The following is a 21,766-nucleotide window of genomic DNA, read 5'->3' on the forward strand; positions in this document are numbered from 1 at the left end:
GCCGAACCCCAATTGCCGGCCTGCCGCAGTACCTGCCGTTGCGAATCCCCAATCCCAAATCCCCAATCCCGGCCTTACTTGAACTTGTAGACCACGTTCATCGTGGTCAGCGTATCGGTCTTCTTCTTGTCGTCGCTGACATCGCTGTTGTGGCGCGCCTGCCAGCCGGCCTTCAGCGCCAGCCGCGAATTCATGCTGACCGAGATGCCCAGGTCGTTCTGCGCGAAGGTGTTGTACGAACCCGATTCGATCAGCAAGGTATTGGCCAGCTCGGTGTTGGCGGTCAGGCCGTACTTGAAGTCGACCAGGCCGCGGCCGATCAGCCCGGTCTCGGTGCGGTCCTCGGCCACGTCGTGGGCGCGGCGCACACCGGGGCCGATCTGCACGTCGATGCTGCGGCGCTCGCCGTCCATGATCCGCGTGCCGTAGCCGATGCCGATCGTGGCCAGTCGGTCGTAGGTGGCGAAATCGTCGCGCTCGTAACGCAGCGAGGCGGTCAGCTGGCGGTGTTCGCCCAGCTGCAGTGCGCTGCCGGCGCTGCCGGTATAGCGGTTGGAGGTGGTCTGGTGCACGCGCTCGGTGCTGCCGTCGTCGTTGGTGTTGGTGTACTCGGCGCTGGCGCGCAACGCGAACAGGTCGATGCTGTGGATCCAGTCGCCATCCAGGTACTGGCCCTTGAACCGGCCGTTGAAGCTCTCATTGGAACTGTTGCCGCGCGACGAGGCGAAGCCCAGCTCGCCGGAGCCGCTCCACGGTGAACTGCCTGGTTCCGCCGGCGGCGCGGGCACGTCGGCGGCGCAGGCCGCGGAGCTGTACAGCAGCAGCAAGGCGATCGCGGATACTACGGTGGCGCGGCGGGGCATGGCTTTCTCCGAGTTGAGGACGCAGCCTTCGGCTAACGCAATGGAAACGATTTCATCATACCGGATCTACATGACGTCCCGGCCGCCGCCAGGCCCGGGCTTCATCGCCGGTTCGGCCGCGCTGCCGCGGTCCGCGCCGCGCGCCCGGCCGCCGCGCGTTTTTCCGCCACGGACTTCAGACATAATCGGCGCCATGGACCGCTACGAACGCATCAATGCTCTGCACCGGCTGCTCAAGGCCGCCCGCTATCCGGTGACGGTGGCGCGCCTGCAGGACGAATTGCGCTGCTCCCGCGCCACCGTCTACCGCGACCTGGCGTTCCTGCGCGATGCGCTGATGGCCCCGGTCGAGGGCGACGGCGAGGCCGGGTTCCGCTACGCGTCCGGCGAGAGCGACCGCTTCGAACTGCCCGGGCTGTGGCTCAGTTCCGAGGAACTGCACGCGCTGCTGGCCTCGCAGCAATTGCTGGCGCGCACCGGCGGCGGGGTGCTGTCCTCGGTGCTGGCGCCGCTGCAGCAGCGCATCGAGAGCCTGCTGGCGGCGCAGGCCGGGGCCACCCATTGGCCGGTGGAGCGGGTGCGGGTGATCCCGCACCGCGGCCGCAAGCTCGACGAGGCCAGCTTCCGCACCGTCGCCTCGGCGGTGCTGGAGCGCAGGCGGCTGTCGTTCGACTACCGCGCGCGCTCCACCGACGAATCGACCAAGCGCACGGTGTCGCCGCAGCGCATCACCCATTACCGCGACAACTGGTACCTGGACGCCTGGGACCATGGCCGCGATGCGGTGCGCAGCTTCGCGGTGGACCGCATCAACCATGCGCGGTTGCTCGACCAGCCGGCGCAGGACGTGGCCGACGAGGAGCTGGACTCGCAATTGGCGGCCAGCTACGGGATCTTCTCCGGTGCACCCAAGGGCTGGGCGACGATCGTGTTCAGCCCCAAGGCGGCGCGCTGGGTCGCCGACGAGCACTGGCATTCCAAGCAGCAGGGGCGCTTCCTGGCCGACGGCCGCTACGAACTGAAGCTGCCGTACAGCGTCTCGCGCGAGCTGCTGATGGACGTGCTGCACTATGGTTCGGATGCGGAAATCGTCGAGCCGCGTTCGCTGCGCGAGCAGGCCAAGGCGCTGCTGTCGCTGGCGCTGAGCAACTACAGCGACGACTGAGGCGTTCGCGCGGCGCGGCGCTGTCTACGCTGGGTCCAGCGGGACCGCGCCACTGCTCAGGATGGCGCCGATGTTGCGCTCGATCCAGTCCACCAGCGCCTGCACATGCGCCGCGGCCTCCTCGCCCAGTGGGGTCAGGTCGTATTCCACGTGCGGCGGCACCACCGGGTAGGCGGTGCGCTGCACGAAACCGTCCGCTTCCAGCGCCTGCAGGGTCTGCGACAGCATCTTCTCGCTGACCCCTTCCAGGCCGCGGCGCAGGTCGCCGAAGCGATGCGTGCCCTTGCGCAACGCCACCAGCACCAGCACGCCCCAGCGGCTGGTCACATGGCTGAGCACGGCGCGCGAGGGGCAGTTCTGCGCGAACACCTGGCCCCGCGTGAGGTCTGCGGCGGCAGCGCGCTGCGAAGCGTAGAGCATCTCGGAGGGAACGCTGGCCAAGCGATGCACCATCTAGTAGGGGAGGACCGGCCCGATCATACGTGGGCCGGCCGGCGCTTCCCTGAGCGCAAGATGATCGGCGGCACCCGCCGCCGGCAGCGATTCAGGGCTTGCTCGGCACTTCGAAACCGAGCTTGCCGACCTGGTCGCGGCGCTGCGCCACGCGCTTGAGCTTGTCCACCTTGATCCCGTAGTCGTGGTCCAGCTTGCCGACCAGTTCGCGGTACTGCTTGTGGCCCATGTCCGGGGTGCGCGCGAACACCCAGGCCAGATCGCGGCCGGGATAGTCGACCAGCGCCCAGGAATAGTCCGGCGCCACTTCGAGGATGCGGTACTTGGTCGGCACCACGGCGAAGAACCAGGTGGTCCAACGGCGGTCGCCGCTGCCGTCCTTGACCGTGGCGCGCGAGGCGACCTCCTTGACCGGCTCGTCGAAGCCTTCGCGGTACTGGTAGCGCACGGCGATCTTGCCGTCCTCCCTGAGCGTGTACTCGTCGCTGCTGGCGACATGGCCGCGTTCGGTGAAATTGGGCACGTGCGCGATCACGTACCAGCGGCCCATGAAGCGCTGCAGGTCGATCGGCGGTTGCTGCGAGGGTTCTCGCTCCGGGGACTTCGCGCGCGCCGCCGGCAGGGGAACGGCCATGCCCAGCAGCAGCACGGAGGCGAACAGGGAAAGCAGGCGCATAAGGCAGGATCCGGAGGCTTGAAGAAACACGCTACCCAGTATCGGGCGAAAGCGATGTCAATAGTGGGTCGCAGCCGTTGAGATGGCCGCGCGGCAGGCTGCGCGCCTCAGCCTTCGCTCCGGAGCCGCCGCCATGCCGATCGCCCGTTCGTCCCGCCCGGCCCATGCGCCGCACCCCGGCCTGCGCCGCCTGGTGCGGCAGGCGCTGCTCGCCGGCCTGGCCCTGGTCCTGGTCTGGCCGGCCGCGCGCGGCTACAGCGAATGGCTGGGCTGGCGGCCGCTGTGGCTGCTGGGCATGCCGCTGAGCGCGTGGTGGGCGCTGCACCGCTTCCCGCTGCCGCTGCGGCCGTTGCGCCGGGTCCTGGCGCAACGGCCGCGGGTGCAGGCGCGGCGGCGGCGCGCGCCGGCGTGGCGGTTCAGCCGCGTGGCCTGACCTTCGGCAGGGGAGGGCCGCGGCCCTGCATGCTACGGTTCGGCGCTGTTCTCCTGGACCTGCCCGATGCCCTCTCTTGCCCATGCCTGCCTGCTCGCCGGACTGATCGTCTCCGGTACCGCCGCGGCGAAGGAAACCGCGATGCCCCAAGATCCCTACGCCTGGCTCGAAGACGTCACCGGTGCCAGGCCGCTGGACTGGGTCAAGGCGCAGAACGCCAAGACCGAGGCGCGGCTGACCGCCGAACCGGGCTTCCAGGCGCGCGAGGCCGGCATCCGCGAAGTGCTGGACTCGGACGCGAAGATCCCGGCGCTGCAGAAGATCGGTCCGTACTACTACAACCTGTGGAAGGATCGCGAGCACGAGCGTGGGCTGTGGCGGCGCACCACCCTGGAGGAGTACCGCAAGCCCGAGCCGACGTGGGAGACGGTGCTGGACCTGGACGCGCTGAACAAGGCCGAGGGCGAGAACTGGGTGTGGCATGGCGCCGACTGCCTGCGCCCGGACTACCGCCGCTGCCTGATCGCGCTGTCGCGCGGCGGCGCCGATGCCGACGTCACCCGCGAGTTCGACCTGGGCGACAAGCAATGGGTCAAGGACGGCTTCTTCCGCCCCGAGGCCAAGGGCGGGCTGGGCTGGATCGACGCCGACAGCGTCTACCTCTATACCGACTTCGGCGCCGGTTCGCTGACCAGCTCCGGCTATCCGCGCGTGGTCAAGCAGTGGAAGCGCGGCACCCCGCTGCAGAGCGCGACCCTGGTCTACGAAGGCAAGCCGGAGGACATGTACATCGCCGCGAGGCACGACGACACGCCCGGCTACGAGCGCGATTTCGTCAGCCGCGCGCTGGCCTTCTACAACGACGAGCTGTACCTGCGCGAAGCGCATGGATGTGCGAGTGACGCGGGCGCAGGATGCGCAGGAGCGTCGGGCGCCGACGGCCGCCTGCGCAAGATCGACGTGCCCAACTCGGCCAGCAAGCGCGTGCACCGCGAATGGCTGACCCTGCAGTTGCGCGAGCCGTGGACCGTGGGCGGCGCCACCTATCCTGCCGGCGCGCTGCTGGCCGCCAGGTTCGACGAATTCATGGCCGGCAAGCGTGCGTTCCGGGTGTTGTTCGCACCGACCGACAGCACCTCGCTGGAGGGGTTCGCGTGGACCAAGTCGACGCTGGTGCTGAACGTGCTCGACAACGTCAAGAGCCGGCTGTGGGTGCTGACCCCGGGCGAGGGCGAGTGGGCGCGCGCGCCGTTCGCGGTCGGCGACCTGGCCTTCGGCAGCACCAGCGTGGATGCGGTCGATGCCGACGAAAACGATCAGGTGTGGCTGACCTCCACCGATTTCCTGACTCCGACCACGCTGATGCTGGCCGACGTGCAGCGCGGCCCGCAGAGCATCGAGACGCTGAAGGCGATGCCGAGCTTCTTCGATGCGTCCAAGGACGCGATCGAGCAGCACTTCGCCATGTCCAAGGACGGCACCAAGGTGCCGTATTTCCTGGTCCGGCCGAAGCAGCTCAAGCTGGACGGCAGCAATCCGACCCTGCTGTACGCCTACGGCGGCTTCGAGATCTCGATGACCCCGTTCTATTCCGGCGGGCTCGGCCGTGCCTGGCTCGACCAGGGCGGCGTGTACGCGCTGGCCAACATCCGCGGCGGCGGCGAGTACGGCCCGCGCTGGCACCAGGCGGCGCTGCAGCAGAATCGGCACAAGGCCTACGAGGACATGGCGGCGGTGGCGCAGGACCTGGCCGCGCGCAAGATCACCTCGGCCAAGCACCTGGGTGTGCAGGGCGGCAGCAACGGCGGGCTGATGGCCGGCAACATGCTGGTGCAGTACCCGCAGCTGTTCGGCGCAGTGGTGGTGCAGGTGCCGCTGCTGGACATGAAGCGCTACAGCCATCTGCTGGCCGGCGCCTCGTGGATGGCCGAGTACGGCAATCCGGATACCGACGACTGGAAGTACATCCAGACCTTCTCGCCGTACCACCTGTTCGACCCGAAGAAGACCTACCCGCCGGTGATCTTCCTGACCTCCACCCGCGACGACCGGGTGCACCCGGGCCACGCGCGCAAGATGGCGGCGAAGATGATCGATGCCGGCAAGGACGTGAGCTACTACGAGAACACCGAAGGCGGCCACGGCGGTGCGGCCAACAACGCGCAGGCGGCGCATATGCAGGCGTTGGCGTATGGGTTCCTGTGGGAGCGGTTGAAGGACTGAACGTTGGACCGCCGCCGAGCTCCAATGCATGGCGGCGGTCCTGGGCATACTGCCATGGTGAGAAGCAAATCATCATCGGTCGATGTATCCCGCAGGACCTTACCGGGAATCGAGCTAGAGGCGTTCACCTGGCTCTTCGGCGGTGCGGAGTCTCTGCCCGAGCGCCTTCAGCAGATATTGATTTCCCTCTTTCGGCCAGCCGGTGAAATGCGCCACCACTTTGCTGTCGCGGAAAAGGTAGAAGTTTGGCGTACCCCATTCGTCGATCATCGGCCAGTCGGAGGTCCTGCGAGCCAGCACAATTGGCTGATCGATGTGCCGGCGGTTCCATTCCGCAAACGTGTCGTAGTCAACCCTTCTCGCGACTGGCGCCATCCATAGCACTTTGAGGCCCCGCAACAGCGGACTTCCCCTGAGCGCATCCATGGAGCGTAGCGAGAAGCCGCAGTTTGGATGGACGATCGCGATCAATGTGTCGCCACGCAGCGGAAGCTCGATTTCCCGCAACTGCCTCTGTGAGGTACCCATCGCATACGCGTTGGCTTTGATCGGCGCCGTTGCCGTGATGACGCGCGGTACCGCTTCCAGGCCGACGTCCGGGTGCAGTATAGCTAGCATCCTGGCCTCGTCGAATTGACGGAACTGTATAAGCGACCCATGGTAAATCTTCAATTCGTCGGGCCCGATTCGGGTGCCGAGTTGTTTGACCACTTTCTCCATGTCTTCCAGGTAGCGCGGATCGTCGCTGTAGTAGGCAAGCCGCTGCGTAGCGCGCAATAGCAGTTCGAGTTCTGCTGAGGACGCTGTTTGCAGCTTTTCCGACCGGATGAGCGAAGCGAAGTCCTGTGCATAAGCAGCGCGCAGGCGCCTGAGCCGCTCTTCTCGCGCGCTATCCAGCGTCGCCTGATCGAGCGCGGCCAGGCGGCTGTATGCGTCGTCTACTGGAGTGGCCGGCTCCTGGGCTTTGCCTGCAGACGAGGCGAAAAGCAGGCTTGCCATGATGGGTGAAAGAATAAAGAGTCGACTGCATATCGACATTGGCATTAGTCACTCCGACGATACGGTCAAAAACCTACGCGCCGGCTTGAGTAGGGTCGCAGGGGCGAAAAAATCCAAAAGCGTGAGAGCGAGCGTTATAGCTTCACTTGGAGTAGTGAAAAACGACTGCGCCTCCGCCGGACATTTGGCGGAGGCTGTTCGGGATACTGGTGCATACACGCGGATGCTGCGGCTGCTGCTTGACGGCGGCTCGCTCCCCCGTTCTCGCTGCCATTGATATTGTCGATGGCGTTTAGCAATTGCTGCCGATACAGATCTTGCCGAGGCTTTCAACACATGTGGCTCTACTCTGACACGCATGGTCTGGATAGTCTACGGGGTAAGAGTCGTCCCCGGGGAGCCAGGTACTTTTGTAGCCAGCGGAACGGTCAGAGCGCATGCGGGTGACAGACATCACGGTCTTGCTGATCTCATCCGGCTGTTTTATGCCTGGAATCGATCGAACTGTAGCCTGTTGTCCGAATAGCATCAGGAGCTTATAGGCCTCGTATGCCGTCAACTCCAGCGCGATATCTTCATAAGAATAACTGGCCAAGCCGCTAGAGGAAAAAACCAGACTATCAAGGAAGCGCGTTCTCGCTCCCTGTGTCAATCGTCGTAGCGGAGAATCACTAGGTAAGGTTTGCACGTACTGCTGCAGTTCTGCCCGGGAATGAATGGGAGCAATCTGCTGATCGATGAGTCGTTGGTCTAATTCACTGGCGTTGAAGTCGGAGAGCTTTGACTCCTGAGCTAGCACAGTGTTCCCATAGAGGAAAAAAAAGGCGGCCATGCCGAGTTTGATGAATGTATTCATGGTGCTCCTTGTTATAGAGATTAATGACTCCGCGCGATAAAATTCGACCGATGAAGACAATCGCAGGGGTTTCTGTCGGAGCCTCTGGGCTATGCGAGCCGCTGATAGCTCGGCTAAGCTCGACTGCGGCTAGCCATTGCACCCTTAAAATCTTCTACGCCGCCCGATTCTTGCTGTCAAGAGTCCTGTTGGTGCATCGATGCGACATATCGTCTTGAGTTTTAACCGGGCCGACTTGCTCGAAGTCAGGGGGGCTTTTCAGTCACTTTAGCTTCCGCATGGGCCGTATCTTGATGCCGGCGGAGACCAACGCGCCAGCCCGCGCGCGATGCGCGCCACCGCTTCCTGCAGCCGCGGCAGGCTCTGCGTGTAGGCGATGCGCACGTGCTGGCGTGCGCGGTGCTGGCCGAAGTCCACGCCTGGGGTGAACGCCACGTGCTCGGTTTCCAGGAAATGCGCGCAGAACGCCTGCGCGTCGTCGGTGAACGCGCTGACGTCGGCGTACAGGTAGAACGCGCCCTGCGGTTCCACTTCGATGCGGAAACCGAGCGCGCGCAGCGCCGGCAGCAGGTAGTCGCGGCGCTGGCCGAACTCGGCGCGGCGCGCTTCCAGGATCTGCAGGGTGTCGGGGCGGAAACAGGCCAGCGCCGCGTGCTGGGCGATGCTCGAGGCGCTGATGTACAGGTTCTGCGCCAGCTTCTCCAGCGACGGCACCGCCGCGCGCGGTGCCACCAGCCAGCCCAGGCGCCAGCCGGTCATGCCGAAGTACTTGGAGAAGCTGTTGAGCACGTAGGCGCCGTCGTCGACCTCGAGCACGCTGGGCGCGTCGATGCCGTAGCTGAGGCCGTGGTAGATCTCGTCGACCACCAGGTGGCCGCCGCGCGCCTGCAGCGCCTGCGCCAGTGCGGCCAGTTCGGCGCGGTCCAGCAGGGTGCCGGTCGGGTTGGCCGGCGAGGCGACCAGCGCGCCGACGCTGTCGGCATTCCAGTGCGCGTCCAGCAAGGCCGGGGTCAGTTGGTAGCGGCTGTCCGGGCCGACCGGCACCAGCTGCGCAGCGCCTTCGACCAGGCGCAGGAAGTGGCGGTTGCACGGATAGCCTGGGTCGGCCAGCAGCCAGCGCTTGCCCGGATCCACCAGCAGCGCGCTGGCCAACAGCAGCGCGCCGGAACCGCCGGGCGTGATCATGATCCGCGCCGGGTCCAGGTCCACGTCGTGGCGTTGCCGGTAGAAGCCGGCCAAGGCCTCGCGCAGGGCCGGCAGTCCGCGCGCGGCGGTGTAGCGGGTATGGCCGGCGGCCAGGGCGGCCTGGCCTGCGGCGACGATCGGCGCGGCGGTGGTGAAGTCAGGTTCGCCGATCTCCAGGTGGATCACGTCGTGGCCGGCGTGTTCCAGTTCGTTGGCGCGGGCCAGCAGCGCCATCACGTGGAACGGTTCGATGTCGCGGCTGCGTTGGCTGTAAGCGGGCGGCGCGTGCCGAGCGGAAGCGGGTTGGATCGGAAGGGAAGCCATGGCCCGATCATAGAGGAGCATGCCGAAGAATTCGTTGCGCGCGCTTGCCAGGATGCGGCGTTGCGCGGAGACTCGGCCGGCACCGTGCGGCGCTGCGCCGCATGCCTGCCGCCTCCCGGCCCGGGCAGCGCGTCCTCTAAGTTGCGTTGCCGCCGCCGGAGCCCCATTAGATGCACCATCGTCCCTTGCTAGCGAGCTTCGTCCTGCTCATGACTTCGCCCTTCGCCTCCGCCCTCGCCACCGACGCCACGCCGCCGTACCCGGCCAAGCAGCCGCACACGGTCACCGCGCCGTTCGGCGCTACCCGCCAGGACGACTACTACTGGCTGCGCGACGACAAGCGCGAAAACCCGCAGATGCTGGCGTACCTCAACGCCGAGAACGCCTATGCCGACCAGGTGCTGAAGCCGCTCAAGCCGCTGGAGGATACGCTGTACAAGGAGATCGTCGGCCGCATCAAGCAGGACGACAGCAGCGTGCCGTACCGCGAGCGCGGCTACTGGTACTACACCCGCTACGAGAGCGGCAAGGACTACCCGGTGCACGCGCGACGCAAGGGCAGCATGGAGGCGCCGGAGGAACTCCTGCTCGACGTCAACGCCATGGCCGCGGACAAGGGCTATTTCAGCCTGGGCGATGCGGTGGTCAGCCAGGACAACCGCCTCCTGGCCTGGACCGAGGACGACGTCGGCCGCCGCCAGTACGTGGTGCGCTTCAAGAACCTGGACACCGGCGAGGTCTACGCCGACCGCGTGCCGGGCGTGTCGCCGGACGTGGTCTGGGCCGACGACAACAAGACCTTGTTCTACGTCGAGAACGATCCGGAAACGCTGCTCACCGTGCGCGTCAGGAAGCACGTGCTGGGCACGCCGGCCACGCAGGACGCGCTGGTCTACGAAGAAAAGGACGACAGCTTCTACATGGGCCTGGGCCGTACCCGCGACGACAAGTACATCCTCATCGGCGTGGAAAGCACGGTGTCCTCCGAGCAGCGCTACGCGCCGGCCGCCGATCCGCAGCACTTCGCCGTGCTGGCGCCGCGCGAGCGCGACGTCGAGTACAGCGCCGACCATTTTGATGGGCGCTGGGTGATCCGCACCAACTGGAAGGCCAGGAACTACGCGCTGATGACCGCGCCCGACGGCGCCAGCAAGCGCGCGCAGTGGCAGGCCTGGCTGCCCTACGACGAGAAGGTGTTCATCGACAGCTTCGAACTGTTCGACGGCTACACCGCCATCGCCGAGCGGTCCGACGGGCTGGAGCGGATCCGCCTGCACTTCGCCGACGGCAAGGAGGAGTACGTCAAGGCCGACGAGCCGGCGTATTCGATGGGCCTGTCGGTCAATCCCGAGCCGGACACGCCGTGGCTGCGCTACAGCTACACCTCGCTGACCACGCCGGCCACCACCTACGAACTCAACACCCGCACCGGCGAGCGCAAGCTGCTCAAGCAGCAGCCGGTGATCGGCTACGACGCCGACAAGTACCAGACCGAGCGCGTGTGGGTGAGCGCGCGCGACGGGGTCAAGGTGCCGGTGTCGCTGGTGTACAAGAAGAGCTTCAAGAAGGACGGCACCGCGGCGCTGTACCAGTACGCCTACGGCAGCTACGGCATGTCCACCGATCCCGCCTTCAACCTGCCGGTGGTCAGCCTGCTCGACCGTGGCGTGGTCTACGCCATCGCGCACATCCGCGGCGGCCAGGAGATGGGCCGCGACTGGTACGACCAGGGCAAGCTGCTGCACAAGAAGAACACCTTCACCGACTTCATCGACGTGACCCGCGGCCTGGTCAAGCTGGGCTATGCGGCGCCGGACCGCGTCGCCGCGGCCGGCGGCAGCGCCGGCGGCCTGCTGATGGGCGCGGTGGCGAACATGGCGCCGCAGGATTACCGGGTGCTGGTGGCGCAGGTGCCGTTCGTCGACGTGGTCACCACCATGCTCGACCCGAGCATTCCGCTGACCACCAACGAATACGACGAGTGGGGCAATCCGGAGCAGAAGCAGTACTACGACTACATGCTCGGCTATTCGCCATACGACAACGTCACGCGCCAGGCGTATCCGGCGCTGTTCGTCGGCACCGGCCTGTGGGATTCGCAGGTGCAGTACTGGGAGCCGGCGAAGTGGGTGGCCAGGCTGCGTGACGACAACACCGGCACCCGCCCGATCGTGTTCCGGGTCAACATGGAAGCCGGCCACGGCGGCAAGTCCGGGCGCTTCCGCCGCTATCGCGAGCAGGCCGAATCGTATGCGTTCATGCTCGACCAGTTGGGCGTGGAGCAGGCGGCGAAGTAAGGCGGATTGGCGCGGCGCTGCGTCGCGGCTGAAGCCGCTCCCACAAGGCGGGAGTGTGCCGAGTGCCGGCCGGGTGCATGTGGGAGGGACTTCAGTCCCGACTGCATCGAGGTTCGGCAGGCCCGCCGCTCCGCTCCTCGCAATTGAAGTCGCTCGCGCAAGAGGCGGGCGGCGAGGGCGCATATTCCGCTCGACATCGGCTCGCGGCTTTATCATGCGCCGATGGAACCCCCTTCCCGTTTCCGCTGGGCCTGGTGGCTGCTGGCCTACGTCAGCCTGGCGACGGGCATCGTCGGCATCTTCGTGCCGGGCTTGCCGACCACGGTGTTCGTGCTGATCTCGGCCTATGCCGCCTCGCGCGGCTCCGAGCGCCTGCGTCGCCGGTTGCTGGAGGATCCGCGCTTCGGCGCCAGCATCCGCGACTGGGAAGCGCACGGCGCGGTCAGCCGCCGCGGCAAGTGGATGGCCACGCTGACCATGGCGGTGTGCGCGCTGGTGCTGTTGCTGTTCGTGCACACGCCGTGGGTGCAGGTGCTGGCGATCGGCTGCATGAGCGGCGTGGCGCTGTGGCTGTGGCTGCGCCCGGAGCCGCCGCCGCGCGAGTGAGGCCTTGGGCCTAGGTGCTGCTGCGCCTGGCCGCAGCGCCGCATGCGGCACAGCCGGTTCATGCCCTTCTGGCTATACTCGGCGCATGAGCACATCGTTCCGTCATCCGATCCGTACCGTCCTGTTCGGCGCCGCCCTGCTGGCGCTGGCCGGGTGCGGCAACAAGGGCCCGTTGGTGATGCCGCAGAAGCCGGTGCCGGTGGAAGCCGCGCCGGCCACCGCGCCCGACGCGACGCCGCCGGCCACCACCGATCCCGCCGGCCAGGCGCAGCCGGTCGATGGCCAGCAGCAGCCGGTCGACGCCACCAGCCCCACGCCCACCGATGGGAATGAGTGAGGCCAGCGTCAGTGAGGCCAGCGTCGCGGCGCGCCTGCGCTTTTCCAAGATGCAGGGCGCGGGCAACGATTTCGTGGTGCTCGACCTGCGCGATGGCACGCCGCCGCCGGACGCCGCGCTGGCGGTGCGCCTGGCCGACCGCCATTTCGGCGTCGGCTGCGACCAACTGCTGACCATCGAGGCGCCGCGCAGCGCGGACGCGGTGGCCAGCTATCGCATCTGGAATACCGACGGCAGCCTGGCCGGGCAGTGCGGCAACGGCGCGCGCTGCGTCGCCGCCTGGCTGGTGCGCGACGGCGCCGCCGGCCGCGACCCGTTCGTCATCGACAGTCCGTTCGCCTCGCATCGCATCGAGCGCGGTGCCGACGGCCAGTTCGCGGTGGCGATGGGCGTGCCGCGCTTCGCCCCGGAGGACGTGCCGCTGATCGGCTTCCCGCGCATGCGCGAGGAGTATGTGCTGCCGCTGCAAGGCGGCAGCGTGCGCTTCGGCGCGGTGTCGATGGGCAATCCGCATGCGGTGCTGGAAGTGGGCCTGGTCGACGCGGCGCCGGTCGAGCGGCTGGGGCCGTTGCTGCAGCAGCATGCGTCGTTCCCCGATTCGGTCAATGTCGGCTTCGCCCAGGTGCTCGACCGCGGCCATGTGCGCCTGCGCGTGTACGAGCGCGGCGTCGGCGAAACCCTGGCCTGCGGCAGCGGCGCCTGCGCGGCGGCGGCGGTGCTGATCCAGCGCGGCCGCGTGGAGCGCGACGTGCGCGTGGTGCTGCCCGGCGGCGAATTGCGCATCCGCTGGCCGCACGATGATGCGCCGCTGGTGATGTCCGGGCCGGCCGCGTTCGTTTTCGATGGGGAGTGGATCCGATGAGCGAGGCCCAGGACAAGATCGGCGCGCACGAAATCGCCGCATGGCTGCGCCGCCACCCGGCGTTCCTGAAACAGTTCCCCGACCTGGCGCTGACCCTGGTGGTGCCGCGCGACGACGGCCCGACCGCGTCGCTGGCCAGCTACCAGCTGGAAGTGCTGCGCGACAAGAACCGCGAACTGGCGCGGCGCCTGTCCGAACTGGCCGCCAATGCCCAGGTCAACGAGCGCCTGGCGGTGCGCACCCACCAGCTGACCCTGGCGCTGATGCGGCAGGGCAACGCCGCCGACAGCGTGCGCGCGATGGCCGCCTCGCTGCAGGAGGATTTCCAGGGCGACCTGGTCCGCATCGTGCTGCTGCAGCCGTTGCCCGGGCTGGCGCAGGCGCCGTGGCTGCAGATCCTGGCGCAGGACGATCCGCGGCTGGCGCCGTTCCGCGACTGCCTGCACGACGGCGAGCCGATCTGCGGCCGCCTGCAGCCGGAAAAGCAGGCGCTGCTGTACGCCGAGCGCATCGACGAAGTGCAGTCCAGCGCGCTGCTGCCGCTGCCGGGCGTGGGCCTGCTCGCGGTCGGCAGCCGCGATCCGAACCGCTTCTATCCCGGCATGGGCACCTTGTTCCTGCGCATGATGGGCGAGTCGCTGACGGTGGCGTTGCAACGCTTCGCATGAGCGCGCGCGGCGCCGGCGGTTCGGGAACGCGGCAAACGCCTGCCGGCGCGGCGGTAGAGCCGAGTGGCGATGCCCAATCCCCACTTTCCAATCCCGAATCCCGGTTCCTCGCCTACCTGCAGGTCGAACGACGCATGTCCGCGCACACGCTGGATGCGTACCGGCGCGATCTGGCCGCGCTGGCAGCGTGGGCGGCGGACAATGCCGGCGGCGAGATGGTGGCGCTCGGCACCGAGCAGCTGCGCCACTTCATCGCCGCCGAGCATCGCCGCGGGCTGTCGCCGAAGAGCCTGCAGCGGCGCCTGTCGGCGTGCCGCAGTTTCTATGCGTGGTTGCTCAAGCATGGCCGGATCGCGGCCAGTCCGGCCGCTGCGCTGCGTGCGCCGAAGGCGCCGCGCAAGCTGCCGCAGGTGCTGGACGCGGACGAGGCGGTGCGCCTGGTCGAAGTGCCGACCGACGTGCCGCTGGGCCTGCGCGACCGCGCGTTGCTGGAGCTGTTCTATTCCTCCGGCTTGCGCCTGAGCGAGCTGTGCGCGCTGCGCTGGCGCGACCTGGATTTCGCCAGCGGCCTGGTCCGGGTGCTCGGCAAGGGCAACAAGCAGCGGCTGGTGCCGGTCGGCTCGCACGCGCGCAAGGCGCTGCTGGAATGGCAGGCGCAGACCAAGGCGGCGGCAGAGGCGCCGGTATTCCCGGGTCGCGGCGGTGCGCCGATCGGCGCGCGCGCGGTGCAGATCCGGATCAAGCAGCTGGCCGGGCGCCAGGGCCTGTTCAAGCACGTGCACCCGCACATGCTGCGGCACAGCTTCGCCAGCCACATCCTCGAATCCTCCGGCGACCTGCGCGGCGTGCAGGAACTGCTCGGCCACGCCGACATCGCCACCACGCAGATCTACACCCACCTGGATTTCCAGCACCTGGCCAAGGTCTACGACGCCGCGCATCCGCGCGCCAAGCGCAAGACCGCGCCCTGAGCGTTCGCCGCGCGCTTGAAGCGCGCGCGGCCGGCCCCACCTCAGGGAGAACACCCCGGAGGCCGCATGGATCCCAGTCAGAACCCCACCGTTTTCCACGCCACCACGATCCTGTCGGTGCGCCGCAACGGCCATGTCGCCGTGGCCGGCGATGGCCAGGTGACGCTGGGCCATACCGTGATGAAGGGCAATGCGCGCAAGGTGCGCCGGCTCGGCCGCGACGGCCAGGTGCTGGCCGGTTTCGCCGGCGCCGCCGCCGATGCGTTCACCCTGTTCGAACTGTTCGAGGCAAAGCTCGAGAAGCACGGCCAGCTGACCCGCGCGGCGGTGGAACTGGCCAAGGACTGGCGCACCGAACGCCGCCTGGGCAAGCTCGAGGCGCTGCTGGCGGTGGCCGACAAGGAAACCTCGTTGATCATCAGCGGCACCGGCGACGTGATCGAGCCGGAGGACGGCATCATCGCCATCGGCTCCGGCGGTTCCTACGCGCTGTCGGCGGCGCGCGCGCTGCTCGGCCACACCGAGCTGGACGCCAAGACCATCGCGGTCGAAGCGCTGAACATCGCCGGCGACATCTGCATCTACACCAATCGCAACGTGGTGGTCGAGGAGCTGTGAATCGGGAATGGGGAATCGAGAATCGCAACGGCGATTCTTCTCTCCGTTACCGAGGATGCCGGCTCTTGCCATTCCCGATTCTCCATTTCCGATTTCCTCTTCGATGTCCCGACCATGACCGATACCCATAGCACCATGACCCCGCGCGAGATCGTGCAGGAGCTGGACCGCCACATCGTCGGCCAGCATGACGCCAAGCGCGCGGTGGCGATCGCGCTGCGCAACCGCTGGCGGCGCATGCAGCTGCCCGATGCGCTGCGCAACGAAGTGATGCCCAAGAACATCCTGATGATCGGCCCCACCGGCGTCGGCAAGACCGAGATCGCGCGGCGCCTGGCGACGCTGGCCAATGCGCCGTTCGTCAAGGTCGAGGCGACGCGTTTCACCGAGGTCGGCTACGTCGGCAAGGACGTGGAGCAGATCGTGCGCGACCTGGCCGACACCGCGGTCAAGCTGTACCGCGAGCAGGCCAAGGTGCGCGTGCGCACCCAGGCCGAGGAGCGCGCCGAAGACCGCATCCTCGACGCGCTGCTGCCGCGGCGCAGCGCCGGCATCGGCTTCGATCCGGAAGCCGCGCGCAACGAGCCTTCGGCGCAGGACAACGACACCCGCAGCAAGTTCCGGCGCATGCTGCGCGCTGGCGAACTGGACGAGCGCGAGATCGAGCTGGACGTGGCGGTCAACGTCAGCATGGACATCATGACCCCGCCGGGCATGGAGGAAATGGGCCAGCAGCTGCGGCAGATGTTCTCCAATCTGGGCGGCAGCAAGTCGCAGTCGCGCAAGCTGACGATCAAGGCGGCGCGGCCGCTGCTGATCGAGGAAGAGGCCGGCAAGCTGGTCAACGAGGAAGACGTGCGCGCCGCGGCGATCGAGGCCTGCGAGCAGCACGGCATCGTGTTCATCGACGAGATCGACAAGGTCGCCAAGCGTGGCGAGGCGGGAGCGTCCGGCGGCGACGTGTCGCGCGAAGGTGTGCAGCGCGACCTGCTGCCGCTGGTCGAAGGCTCCAACGTCAGCACCAAGTACGGCACGGTCAAGACCGACCACATCCTGTTCATCGCCTCCGGCGCGTTCCACCTGGCCAAGCCCAGCGACCTGATCCCCGAGTTGCAGGGCCGCTTCCCGATCCGGGTCGAGCTGTCGGCGCTGTCCAAGGACGATTTCATCCGCATCCTCACCGAGCCGAAGGCGGCGCTGAGCAAGCAGTACGAAGCGCTGTTGCTGACCGAAGGGGTGACCCTGAGCTTCACCGACGATGCGATCGACCGCCTCGCCGAGATCGCGTTCCTGGTCAACGAGCGCCAGGAAAACATCGGCGCGCGGCGCCTGCACACGGTGCTCGAACGCCTGCTCGACACGCTGAGCTTCGAGGCGCCGGACCGCGACGGACAGAGCGTCGTCGTCGATGCCGCGTACGTGAACACGCATCTGGGCGAGCTGGTGCAGGATCCGGATCTGAGCCGCTACATCCTGTAACCGTGGTGTGCCAGCCTGGCGCAGGCCGGGCTGCGTCTTTTGTGGGAGTTGTGGGAGTCGACTCCGGGTGGCCTCGGGCCATCAGTCGCTCCCACAAGGTGTTCTTTAGTCTGTTCAGTGCAGCAAGGCGCTCCGGTGCAGCAGGTAGAAGAACATCGGCGCCGCGCCGATCGCCGCCAGCGGCGTCAGCGCCGGCCGCGGCGGCTCGTACAGGCGCAGCAATAGCAGGCCCGCGCCCAGGGTCGGCAGCAGGAACAGCAGCGACGGCGGGTACTTGGTCAGGTTGAAGAAGCTCATCGCGGTGTGCGCGATGTCGGCGTGGTCGCGCCATGGCGCATCGCCGTAGCCGTTGTGCCAGCGCAGCAGGTGGAACAGCGCCAGCGCGCCGGGTGCGCAGGCCAGCAGACGCTGCTGGCGTTGCGCCGGCGCGGTGCCGGCGCCGTACCAGGGGCCGGCCGCATAGCCCAGCGCGATCACCCCGATCCACGACAACAGCGGATACGAGGTGCGCAGGCGCAGCCCGCCCAGTTGCAGCCAGCTGCGATCGTGCAGCAGTGCCCAGGCCGCGGCCAACGGACCGTCGCCGTGCACCTGCACGCCATCGAGCAGGTTGTGCCCGGCTACCAGCAGCGCGCCGAGCAGCGCCAGCAGCGGCCGCGGCAGCCACAGCAGCGCCGCCAGCGCCAGCATGCTCAGCCCGATCGCCCAGATCTGCAGGTACAGCACCTGCGGCGGGAACGAGAAGGTCCAGGCGAAGTTGACCAGGGTCAGTTCCAGCACGATCAGGAACAGCCCGCGCTTGAGCAGGAATGCGGCGGCGGCGGCGCGACCGCGCGGCTGCCGCGCCGCGTACAGCCAGGCCGACAGGCCGGTCAGGAACACGAACACCGGCGCGCACAGATGCGCCAGCAGGCGCGTCACGAACAGCGCCGGCGCGGTGGCTTCCACGTCCACCGGATCGCCGATCGGGTGGTGCAGGTAGAACGTCTCGCGCACGTGGTCGAGCAGCATCAGCGCCATTCACCGTGCCGCGCAGCAGATCGATCGAGGCCAGGCGCGTGGACGTAGGAGAGGGGGGCGGGGGCGGTGAGAGAAACGGAAGACAGATGCTGCGTTCGTGCCGATATTGAAATAATATAACATTCTTTTGAGGTGCCCTTTCCATGCCGCCACGCTCGCCGCATCCCTTGTCCCTGTCCTGCATCGCCTTGCTGGCCGGCCTGTGCGCCGGTCCGGCAGATGCCGATCCGGTCCTGCGCGGCGCCGATCCCGCTGCCGAGCCGGAGCCGGCCGAACTGGATGCGGTGCGGGTGGTCGGTCGCCGCGATTCGGGGACCTACCAGGCCGACGCCATCGAGGGCAGCAAGACCGGCCTGAATCTGCGCCAGTTGCCGCAATCGGTGCGGGTGCTGCCGCGGCAGGCGATCGACGACCTCGGCGCGACCCGGCTCGACGCCACCCTGGACTACGTCGGCGGCATCTCGCGGCAGAACGGCTTCGGCGGGCTGTGGGACAACTTCGCGGTGCGCGGCCTGCCCGGCAACGAGAACACCGGCAGCGCGACCCTGCTCAACGGCCTGGCCGGCAACCGCGGCTACAACGCGCCGCGCGATACCGCCAACATCGAGGCGATCGAATTCCTGAAGGGCCCGGCGGCGGCGCTGTACGGCAGCAGCGAGCCGGGCGGCACGCTCAACATCGTCACCAAGCGCCCGCAGTGGCGGCCGGCCGCGGCGCTGGAAGTGTCCGCCGGCAGCCACGATGCCTACCGCATCGCCGCCGACAGCACCGGCCCGCTCGGCGAGTCGCTCGCCTACCGGCTCAACCTCGCGCTCGAGGACAAGCACAGCTTCCGCGACTTCGTGCATGGCCGGCGCCGCTTCGTGGCGCCGGCGCTGACCTGGCGCCTGGGCGAGGCGACCACGCTGCGCTACGACGGCGAATGGCTGCGCCAGCGGGTGCCGCTGGACCGCGGCATCGTCGCGGTGCGCGGCGCGCTGGGCGCGATACCGCGTTCGCGCTTCCTCGGCGAGCCGGGCGACGGCGACGTGCAGGTCGAGAACCGCAATCACCAGCTGCTGCTGCAGCACGCCATCGCCGCCGACTGGAGCGCGCTGCTCGCCGCCTCGCGCCGCGACGGCAGCCTGCGCGGCTATTCCACCGAGCCCAGCGCGCTGCGCGACGACGGCCGTACCTTGTGGCGGCAGCGGCGCTGGCGCGATTTCGCCTCGCACGACAGCGCGCTGCAGGCCGAACTGCGCGGTCAACTGGACGCCGGCGCCTGGCGCCACGAACTGCTGCTCGGCGCCGAGGCCTACGACTTCGTGCTGAACCAGCGCATGCGGCGGATCCGCCCCAGCGCCGCCGCGCCTTACGCGCTGGACGTGTTCGCGCCGGTCTACGGACAGCCGCTGCCGACGCCGCTGCCGTTCGTCGATACCCGCGAGCGCCAGCGCAACGCCGCGCTGTACCTGCAGGACGCGATCGCGTTGGCGCCGCAATGGACGCTGCTGCTGGGCCTGCGCCACGACCGCTACCGGCAGAGGCTGGACGACCGCCGCAGCGGCGGCCGCTACGCGCAGGCGCCGGCCAAGACCACGCCGCGCATCGGCCTGAGCTACGCGCCGGGCGAGCAGTGGTCGTGGTACGTCAATGCCGGGCGCACGTTCCGCCCCAACACCGGGTCCGACGTGTGGAACGGCACCGGCACCGCGCACGCGCCGGCACCGGAAAGCGGCCGCGCGCTGGAACTGGGCGGCAAGTGGCAGGCACCCGATGGCCGCCTCGGCGGCACCGCGGCGCTGTACGAGATCGTCAAGGACAACGTGCTCACCGGCGATCCGCTCAATCCGGGCAACCAGATCGCCGCCGGCCGCGTGCGCAGCCGCGGCGCCGAGGCCGACGTTTCCGGCCAACTGAGCGCGCACTGGCGGCTCAACGCCAGCGCCTCGTGGAACCGGGTGCAGGTGCTGCGCGACAACACGCTGCAGCTCGGCGGCAGCCTGATCAACGTGCCCAGGCTCAACGCCAGCCTGCTCGCGGTGCGCGAGACGGCGCTGTCGGGCGGCGGCCTGCTCGGCTTCGGCGGCGGCATGACCTACAGCGGCCGGCGGCTGGCCGAAGCCTATACCCAGGCGCAGGCCGACGCCGGCATCGCGCCGGCGCGGCTGCCGGGCTACAGCGTGGCCAAGCTGCTGGCGTACTGGCGCATCGACGAACGGCTGCGCGTGTCGCTGGACGTGGACAACGTGTTCGACCGCAGCTACTACACCAGCTCGGTGGCGGCGACGCCGTGGGTGGCGGTGGGCGCGGCGCGCACCGTCACCGCCGGCGTGCAGTACCGGTTCTGAACCGGCTACGCGGCGGCGGCTCAGTCCTCGCCGATGTCCTCGTTCCACACGTCCGGATTGGCCGCGATGTAGCCGCCGAGCAGGTCGATGCATTCCTGGCTGTGCAGGTCGATCACGGTGACCCCGTTCTCGCGCAGCCAGTCGATGCCGCCCTGGAAAGTGACCGATTCGCCGACCACCACGGTGCCGATGTTGAACTGCCGCACCAGGCCGCTGCAGTACCAGCACGGCGCCAGCGTGGTGACCATGATGGTGTCCTGGTAGCGGCGCTGGCGGCCGGCCTTGCGGAACGCATCGGTTTCGCCGTGCACCGACGGGTCGCCTTCCTGTACGCGGCGGTTGTGGCCGCAGCCGAGCAGGCGGCCGTCGTTGTGGTAGAGCGCCGCGCCGATCGGGATGCCGCCTTCGGCCAGGCCCTGGCGGGCCTCGGCGATGGCGGTGTCGAGCAGGGCGCGGTAATCGGGCGTGGTCAGCATCGTGGGGCCGTTGGGGGGGCGTGTCCCCGGAGTCTGGCCCAGGCGGCGGGCGGCTGTCACCCCTGCACGGCGGCACTGCGCCCGCTTCACCGCCACGAACCGGCCGGCAGTGCGATAATCCCCCGCATGAGCGAATCCCCCTACACCTCCGGCACCACCCATTTCGGCTTCCGCGACGTCGCCGCCAAGGACAAGCAGAAGCTGGTCGGCGAGGTGTTCACCTCGGTCGCCGGCAACTACGACCTGATGAACGACCTGATGAGCCTGGGCATTCACCGGGTCTGGAAGCGCTATTTCGTGGCCACCGCGCAGGTCAAGCCGGGCGACCGCGTGCTCGACCTGGCCGGCGGCACCGGCGACATCGCCGCGCTGCTGAAGGAGCGGGTCGGCGACGACGGCGCGGTGGTGCTGGGCGACATCAACGCCGGCATGCTGGCGGTGGGCCGCGACCGGCTGACCAACCGCGGCCTGGTCGCGGGCCTGGACTACGTGCAGTGCAACGCCGAGGCGCTGCCGTTCCCGGACCAGAGCTTCGACCTGGTCACCATCGCCTTCGGCCTGCGCAACGTCACCGACAAGGACGCGGCGCTGCGCGAGATGTACCGGGTGCTGAAGGTCGGCGGGCAGGCGCGGGTGCTGGAGTTCTCCGAGGTCACCGCCGACTGGTTCAAGCCGATCTACGACTTCCATTCGTTCAAGATCCTGCCGCGGCTGGGCCGGCTGTTCGCCAAGGACGCCGACAGCTACCAGTACCTGGCCGAGAGCATCCGCAAGCACCCGCCGCAGGACGCGCTGAAGGGCATGATGGCCGAGGCCGGCTTCGCCCGCAGCCACTACAAGAACCTGACCGGCGGCATCGTGGCGATCCATTCCGGCTACAAGATCTGACGGCCGGGATTGGGGATTCGGGATTGGGGATTCGTAA

20 protein-coding genes and 1 pseudogene are annotated in these 21,766 nt (G+C 68.2%); 13 read left to right on the forward strand and 8 right to left on the reverse strand.

Annotation, left to right across the window (positions count from 1 at the left end; translation table 11 throughout):
* Positions 1-74: 74 nt before the first annotated feature.
* Positions 75-863: a DUF481 domain-containing protein gene (locus FZ025_RS11845; RefSeq protein ID WP_046979665.1), complete on the reverse strand. Its 789-nt coding sequence runs from the start codon at positions 861-863 to the stop codon at positions 75-77.
* A gap of 193 nt (positions 864-1,056) precedes the next feature.
* On the opposite strand from FZ025_RS11845, the gene FZ025_RS11850 reads away from it, so the two are divergent.
* Positions 1,057-2,028, forward strand: a complete 972-nt coding sequence (locus FZ025_RS11850; RefSeq protein WP_046979664.1) for a helix-turn-helix transcriptional regulator — start codon at positions 1,057-1,059, stop codon at positions 2,026-2,028.
* 24 nt (positions 2,029-2,052) lie between these two features.
* Here the strand turns inward: FZ025_RS11850 and FZ025_RS11855 are convergent, their stop codons facing one another.
* Positions 2,053-2,448, reverse strand: coding sequence for a winged helix-turn-helix transcriptional regulator (locus FZ025_RS11855; RefSeq protein ID WP_244292367.1), 396 nt, complete (start codon positions 2,446-2,448; stop codon positions 2,053-2,055).
* A gap of 124 nt (positions 2,449-2,572) precedes the next feature.
* Positions 2,573-3,157: a lipocalin family protein gene (locus FZ025_RS11860; protein ID WP_046979663.1), complete on the reverse strand. Its 585-nt coding sequence runs from the start codon at positions 3,155-3,157 to the stop codon at positions 2,573-2,575.
* Positions 3,158-3,290: 133 nt separating this feature from the next.
* Here FZ025_RS11860 and FZ025_RS11865 point away from each other — a divergent pair, with 133 nt between their 5' ends.
* Both FZ025_RS11865 and FZ025_RS11870 read left to right on the forward strand, forming a co-directional pair.
* Complete coding sequence (locus FZ025_RS11865) at positions 3,291-3,590, forward strand: hypothetical protein (RefSeq protein ID WP_046979662.1); 300 nt, start codon at positions 3,291-3,293, stop codon at positions 3,588-3,590.
* 66 nt (positions 3,591-3,656) lie between these two features.
* Complete coding sequence (locus tag FZ025_RS11870; protein ID WP_046979661.1) at positions 3,657-5,813, forward strand: prolyl oligopeptidase family serine peptidase; 2,157 nt, start codon at positions 3,657-3,659, stop codon at positions 5,811-5,813.
* A gap of 114 nt (positions 5,814-5,927) precedes the next feature.
* On the opposite strand, the gene FZ025_RS11875 is transcribed toward FZ025_RS11870, so the two are convergent.
* The 3 genes from FZ025_RS11875 to FZ025_RS11885 all read right to left on the reverse strand — a co-directional run bounded on the left by FZ025_RS11875 (position 5,928) and on the right by FZ025_RS11885 (position 9,177).
* Positions 5,928-6,857, reverse strand: a complete 930-nt coding sequence (locus FZ025_RS11875; protein ID WP_046979660.1) for a hypothetical protein — start codon at positions 6,855-6,857, stop codon at positions 5,928-5,930.
* A 247-nt stretch (positions 6,858-7,104) separates the two neighbouring features.
* Positions 7,105-7,668 carry a hypothetical protein gene (locus tag FZ025_RS11880; RefSeq protein WP_244292368.1) on the reverse strand — a complete coding sequence of 188 codons (564 nt, stop codon included), beginning with the start codon at positions 7,666-7,668 and terminating at the stop codon, positions 7,105-7,107.
* Between the two features lie 267 nt (positions 7,669-7,935).
* Entirely contained in the window at positions 7,936-9,177 is a 1,242-nt protein-coding gene (locus FZ025_RS11885; RefSeq protein WP_104558510.1) for a pyridoxal phosphate-dependent aminotransferase, read from the reverse strand.
* Between the two features lie 170 nt (positions 9,178-9,347).
* Here FZ025_RS11885 and FZ025_RS11890 point away from each other — a divergent pair, with 170 nt between their 5' ends.
* The 8 genes from FZ025_RS11890 to hslU all read left to right on the forward strand — a co-directional run bounded on the left by FZ025_RS11890 (position 9,348) and on the right by hslU (position 17,015).
* On the forward strand, positions 9,348-11,474 hold the full coding sequence (locus FZ025_RS11890; protein ID WP_104558511.1) for a S9 family peptidase: 2,127 nt from the start codon (positions 9,348-9,350) through the stop codon (positions 11,472-11,474).
* Between the two features lie 222 nt (positions 11,475-11,696).
* Positions 11,697-12,080 carry a YbaN family protein gene (locus FZ025_RS11895; RefSeq protein ID WP_104558512.1) on the forward strand — a complete coding sequence of 128 codons (384 nt, stop codon included), beginning with the start codon at positions 11,697-11,699 and terminating at the stop codon, positions 12,078-12,080.
* Positions 12,081-12,165: 85 nt separating this feature from the next.
* A complete protein-coding gene (gene lptM, locus FZ025_RS11900; RefSeq protein WP_104558513.1) occupies positions 12,166-12,417 on the forward strand; it encodes an LPS translocon maturation chaperone LptM in 252 nt (83 codons plus the stop codon).
* A complete protein-coding gene (dapF, locus tag FZ025_RS11905; RefSeq protein WP_046979896.1) occupies positions 12,410-13,279 on the forward strand; it encodes a diaminopimelate epimerase in 870 nt (289 codons plus the stop codon). The genes lptM and dapF overlap by 8 nt, the downstream gene beginning before the upstream one ends.
* Positions 13,276-13,947, forward strand: a complete 672-nt coding sequence (locus FZ025_RS11910; protein ID WP_046979895.1) for a DUF484 family protein — start codon at positions 13,276-13,278, stop codon at positions 13,945-13,947. Before dapF ends, FZ025_RS11910 begins: the two co-directional genes overlap by 4 nt.
* A 134-nt stretch (positions 13,948-14,081) precedes the next feature.
* Positions 14,082-14,918 (forward strand): tyrosine recombinase XerC, encoded by an 837-nt coding sequence (gene xerC / locus FZ025_RS11915; RefSeq protein ID WP_046979898.1) that lies wholly within the window; start codon positions 14,082-14,084, stop codon positions 14,916-14,918.
* 66 nt (positions 14,919-14,984) lie between these two features.
* Complete coding sequence (gene hslV / locus FZ025_RS11920) at positions 14,985-15,536, forward strand: ATP-dependent protease subunit HslV (RefSeq protein WP_046979894.1); 552 nt, start codon at positions 14,985-14,987, stop codon at positions 15,534-15,536.
* Positions 15,537-15,650: 114 nt separating this feature from the next.
* Positions 15,651-17,015, forward strand: coding sequence for an ATP-dependent protease ATPase subunit HslU (gene hslU / locus FZ025_RS11925; RefSeq protein ID WP_046979893.1), 1,365 nt, complete (start codon positions 15,651-15,653; stop codon positions 17,013-17,015).
* Between the two features lie 135 nt (positions 17,016-17,150).
* On the opposite strand, the pseudogene FZ025_RS11930 reads toward hslU, so the two are convergent.
* A pseudogene (locus FZ025_RS11930) lies at positions 17,151-18,180 on the reverse strand (acetyltransferase domain-containing protein); the annotation flags it as partial.
* 22 nt (positions 18,181-18,202) lie between these two features.
* Between FZ025_RS11930 and FZ025_RS11935 the strand changes: the two are divergent.
* The gene (locus FZ025_RS11935; RefSeq protein WP_244292369.1) at positions 18,203-20,365 is read left to right on the forward strand and encodes a TonB-dependent siderophore receptor; all 2,163 of its coding nucleotides are present in this window, start codon (positions 18,203-18,205) and stop codon (positions 20,363-20,365) included.
* 20 nt (positions 20,366-20,385) lie between these two features.
* On the opposite strand, the gene FZ025_RS11940 is transcribed toward FZ025_RS11935, so the two are convergent.
* Positions 20,386-20,841 (reverse strand): nucleoside deaminase, encoded by a 456-nt coding sequence (locus tag FZ025_RS11940; protein WP_046979891.1) that lies wholly within the window; start codon positions 20,839-20,841, stop codon positions 20,386-20,388.
* Between the two features lie 126 nt (positions 20,842-20,967).
* On the opposite strand from FZ025_RS11940, the gene ubiE reads away from it, so the two are divergent.
* Positions 20,968-21,729, forward strand: a complete 762-nt coding sequence (gene ubiE, locus FZ025_RS11945) for a bifunctional demethylmenaquinone methyltransferase/2-methoxy-6-polyprenyl-1,4-benzoquinol methylase UbiE (protein WP_046979890.1) — start codon at positions 20,968-20,970, stop codon at positions 21,727-21,729.
* Positions 21,730-21,766: the final 37 nt, after the last annotated feature.

The sequence above is a fragment of the Xanthomonas hyacinthi genome (genome assembly GCF_009769165.1).
In the GTDB taxonomy this organism is placed as follows: domain Bacteria; phylum Pseudomonadota; class Gammaproteobacteria; order Xanthomonadales; family Xanthomonadaceae; genus Xanthomonas_A; species Xanthomonas_A hyacinthi.

Coding starts and splice junctions, on each gene's coding strand:
- FZ025_RS11845 (WP_046979665.1), bottom strand. CDS start 863: ATGCCCCGCCGCGCCACCGTAGTATCCGCGATCGCCTTGCTGCTGCTG.
- FZ025_RS11850 (WP_046979664.1), top strand. CDS start 1,057: ATGGACCGCTACGAACGCATCAATGCTCTGCACCGGCTGCTCAAGGCC.
- FZ025_RS11855 (WP_244292367.1), bottom strand. CDS start 2,448: ATGCTCTACGCTTCGCAGCGCGCTGCCGCCGCAGACCTCACGCGGGGC.
- FZ025_RS11860 (WP_046979663.1), bottom strand. CDS start 3,157: ATGCGCCTGCTTTCCCTGTTCGCCTCCGTGCTGCTGCTGGGCATGGCC.
- FZ025_RS11865 (WP_046979662.1), top strand. CDS start 3,291: ATGCCGATCGCCCGTTCGTCCCGCCCGGCCCATGCGCCGCACCCCGGC.
- FZ025_RS11870 (WP_046979661.1), top strand. CDS start 3,657: ATGCCCTCTCTTGCCCATGCCTGCCTGCTCGCCGGACTGATCGTCTCC.
- FZ025_RS11875 (WP_046979660.1), bottom strand. CDS start 6,857: ATGCCAATGTCGATATGCAGTCGACTCTTTATTCTTTCACCCATCATG.
- FZ025_RS11880 (WP_244292368.1), bottom strand. CDS start 7,668: ATGAATACATTCATCAAACTCGGCATGGCCGCCTTTTTTTTCCTCTAT.
- FZ025_RS11885 (WP_104558510.1), bottom strand. CDS start 9,177: ATGGCTTCCCTTCCGATCCAACCCGCTTCCGCTCGGCACGCGCCGCCC.
- FZ025_RS11890 (WP_104558511.1), top strand. CDS start 9,348: ATGCACCATCGTCCCTTGCTAGCGAGCTTCGTCCTGCTCATGACTTCG.
- FZ025_RS11895 (WP_104558512.1), top strand. CDS start 11,697: ATGGAACCCCCTTCCCGTTTCCGCTGGGCCTGGTGGCTGCTGGCCTAC.
- lptM (WP_104558513.1), top strand. CDS start 12,166: ATGAGCACATCGTTCCGTCATCCGATCCGTACCGTCCTGTTCGGCGCC.
- dapF (WP_046979896.1), top strand. CDS start 12,410: ATGAGTGAGGCCAGCGTCAGTGAGGCCAGCGTCGCGGCGCGCCTGCGC.
- FZ025_RS11910 (WP_046979895.1), top strand. CDS start 13,276: ATGAGCGAGGCCCAGGACAAGATCGGCGCGCACGAAATCGCCGCATGG.
- xerC (WP_046979898.1), top strand. CDS start 14,082: ATGTCCGCGCACACGCTGGATGCGTACCGGCGCGATCTGGCCGCGCTG.
- hslV (WP_046979894.1), top strand. CDS start 14,985: ATGGATCCCAGTCAGAACCCCACCGTTTTCCACGCCACCACGATCCTG.
- hslU (WP_046979893.1), top strand. CDS start 15,651: ATGACCGATACCCATAGCACCATGACCCCGCGCGAGATCGTGCAGGAG.
- FZ025_RS11940 (WP_046979891.1), bottom strand. CDS start 20,841: ATGCTGACCACGCCCGATTACCGCGCCCTGCTCGACACCGCCATCGCC.
- ubiE (WP_046979890.1), top strand. CDS start 20,968: ATGAGCGAATCCCCCTACACCTCCGGCACCACCCATTTCGGCTTCCGC.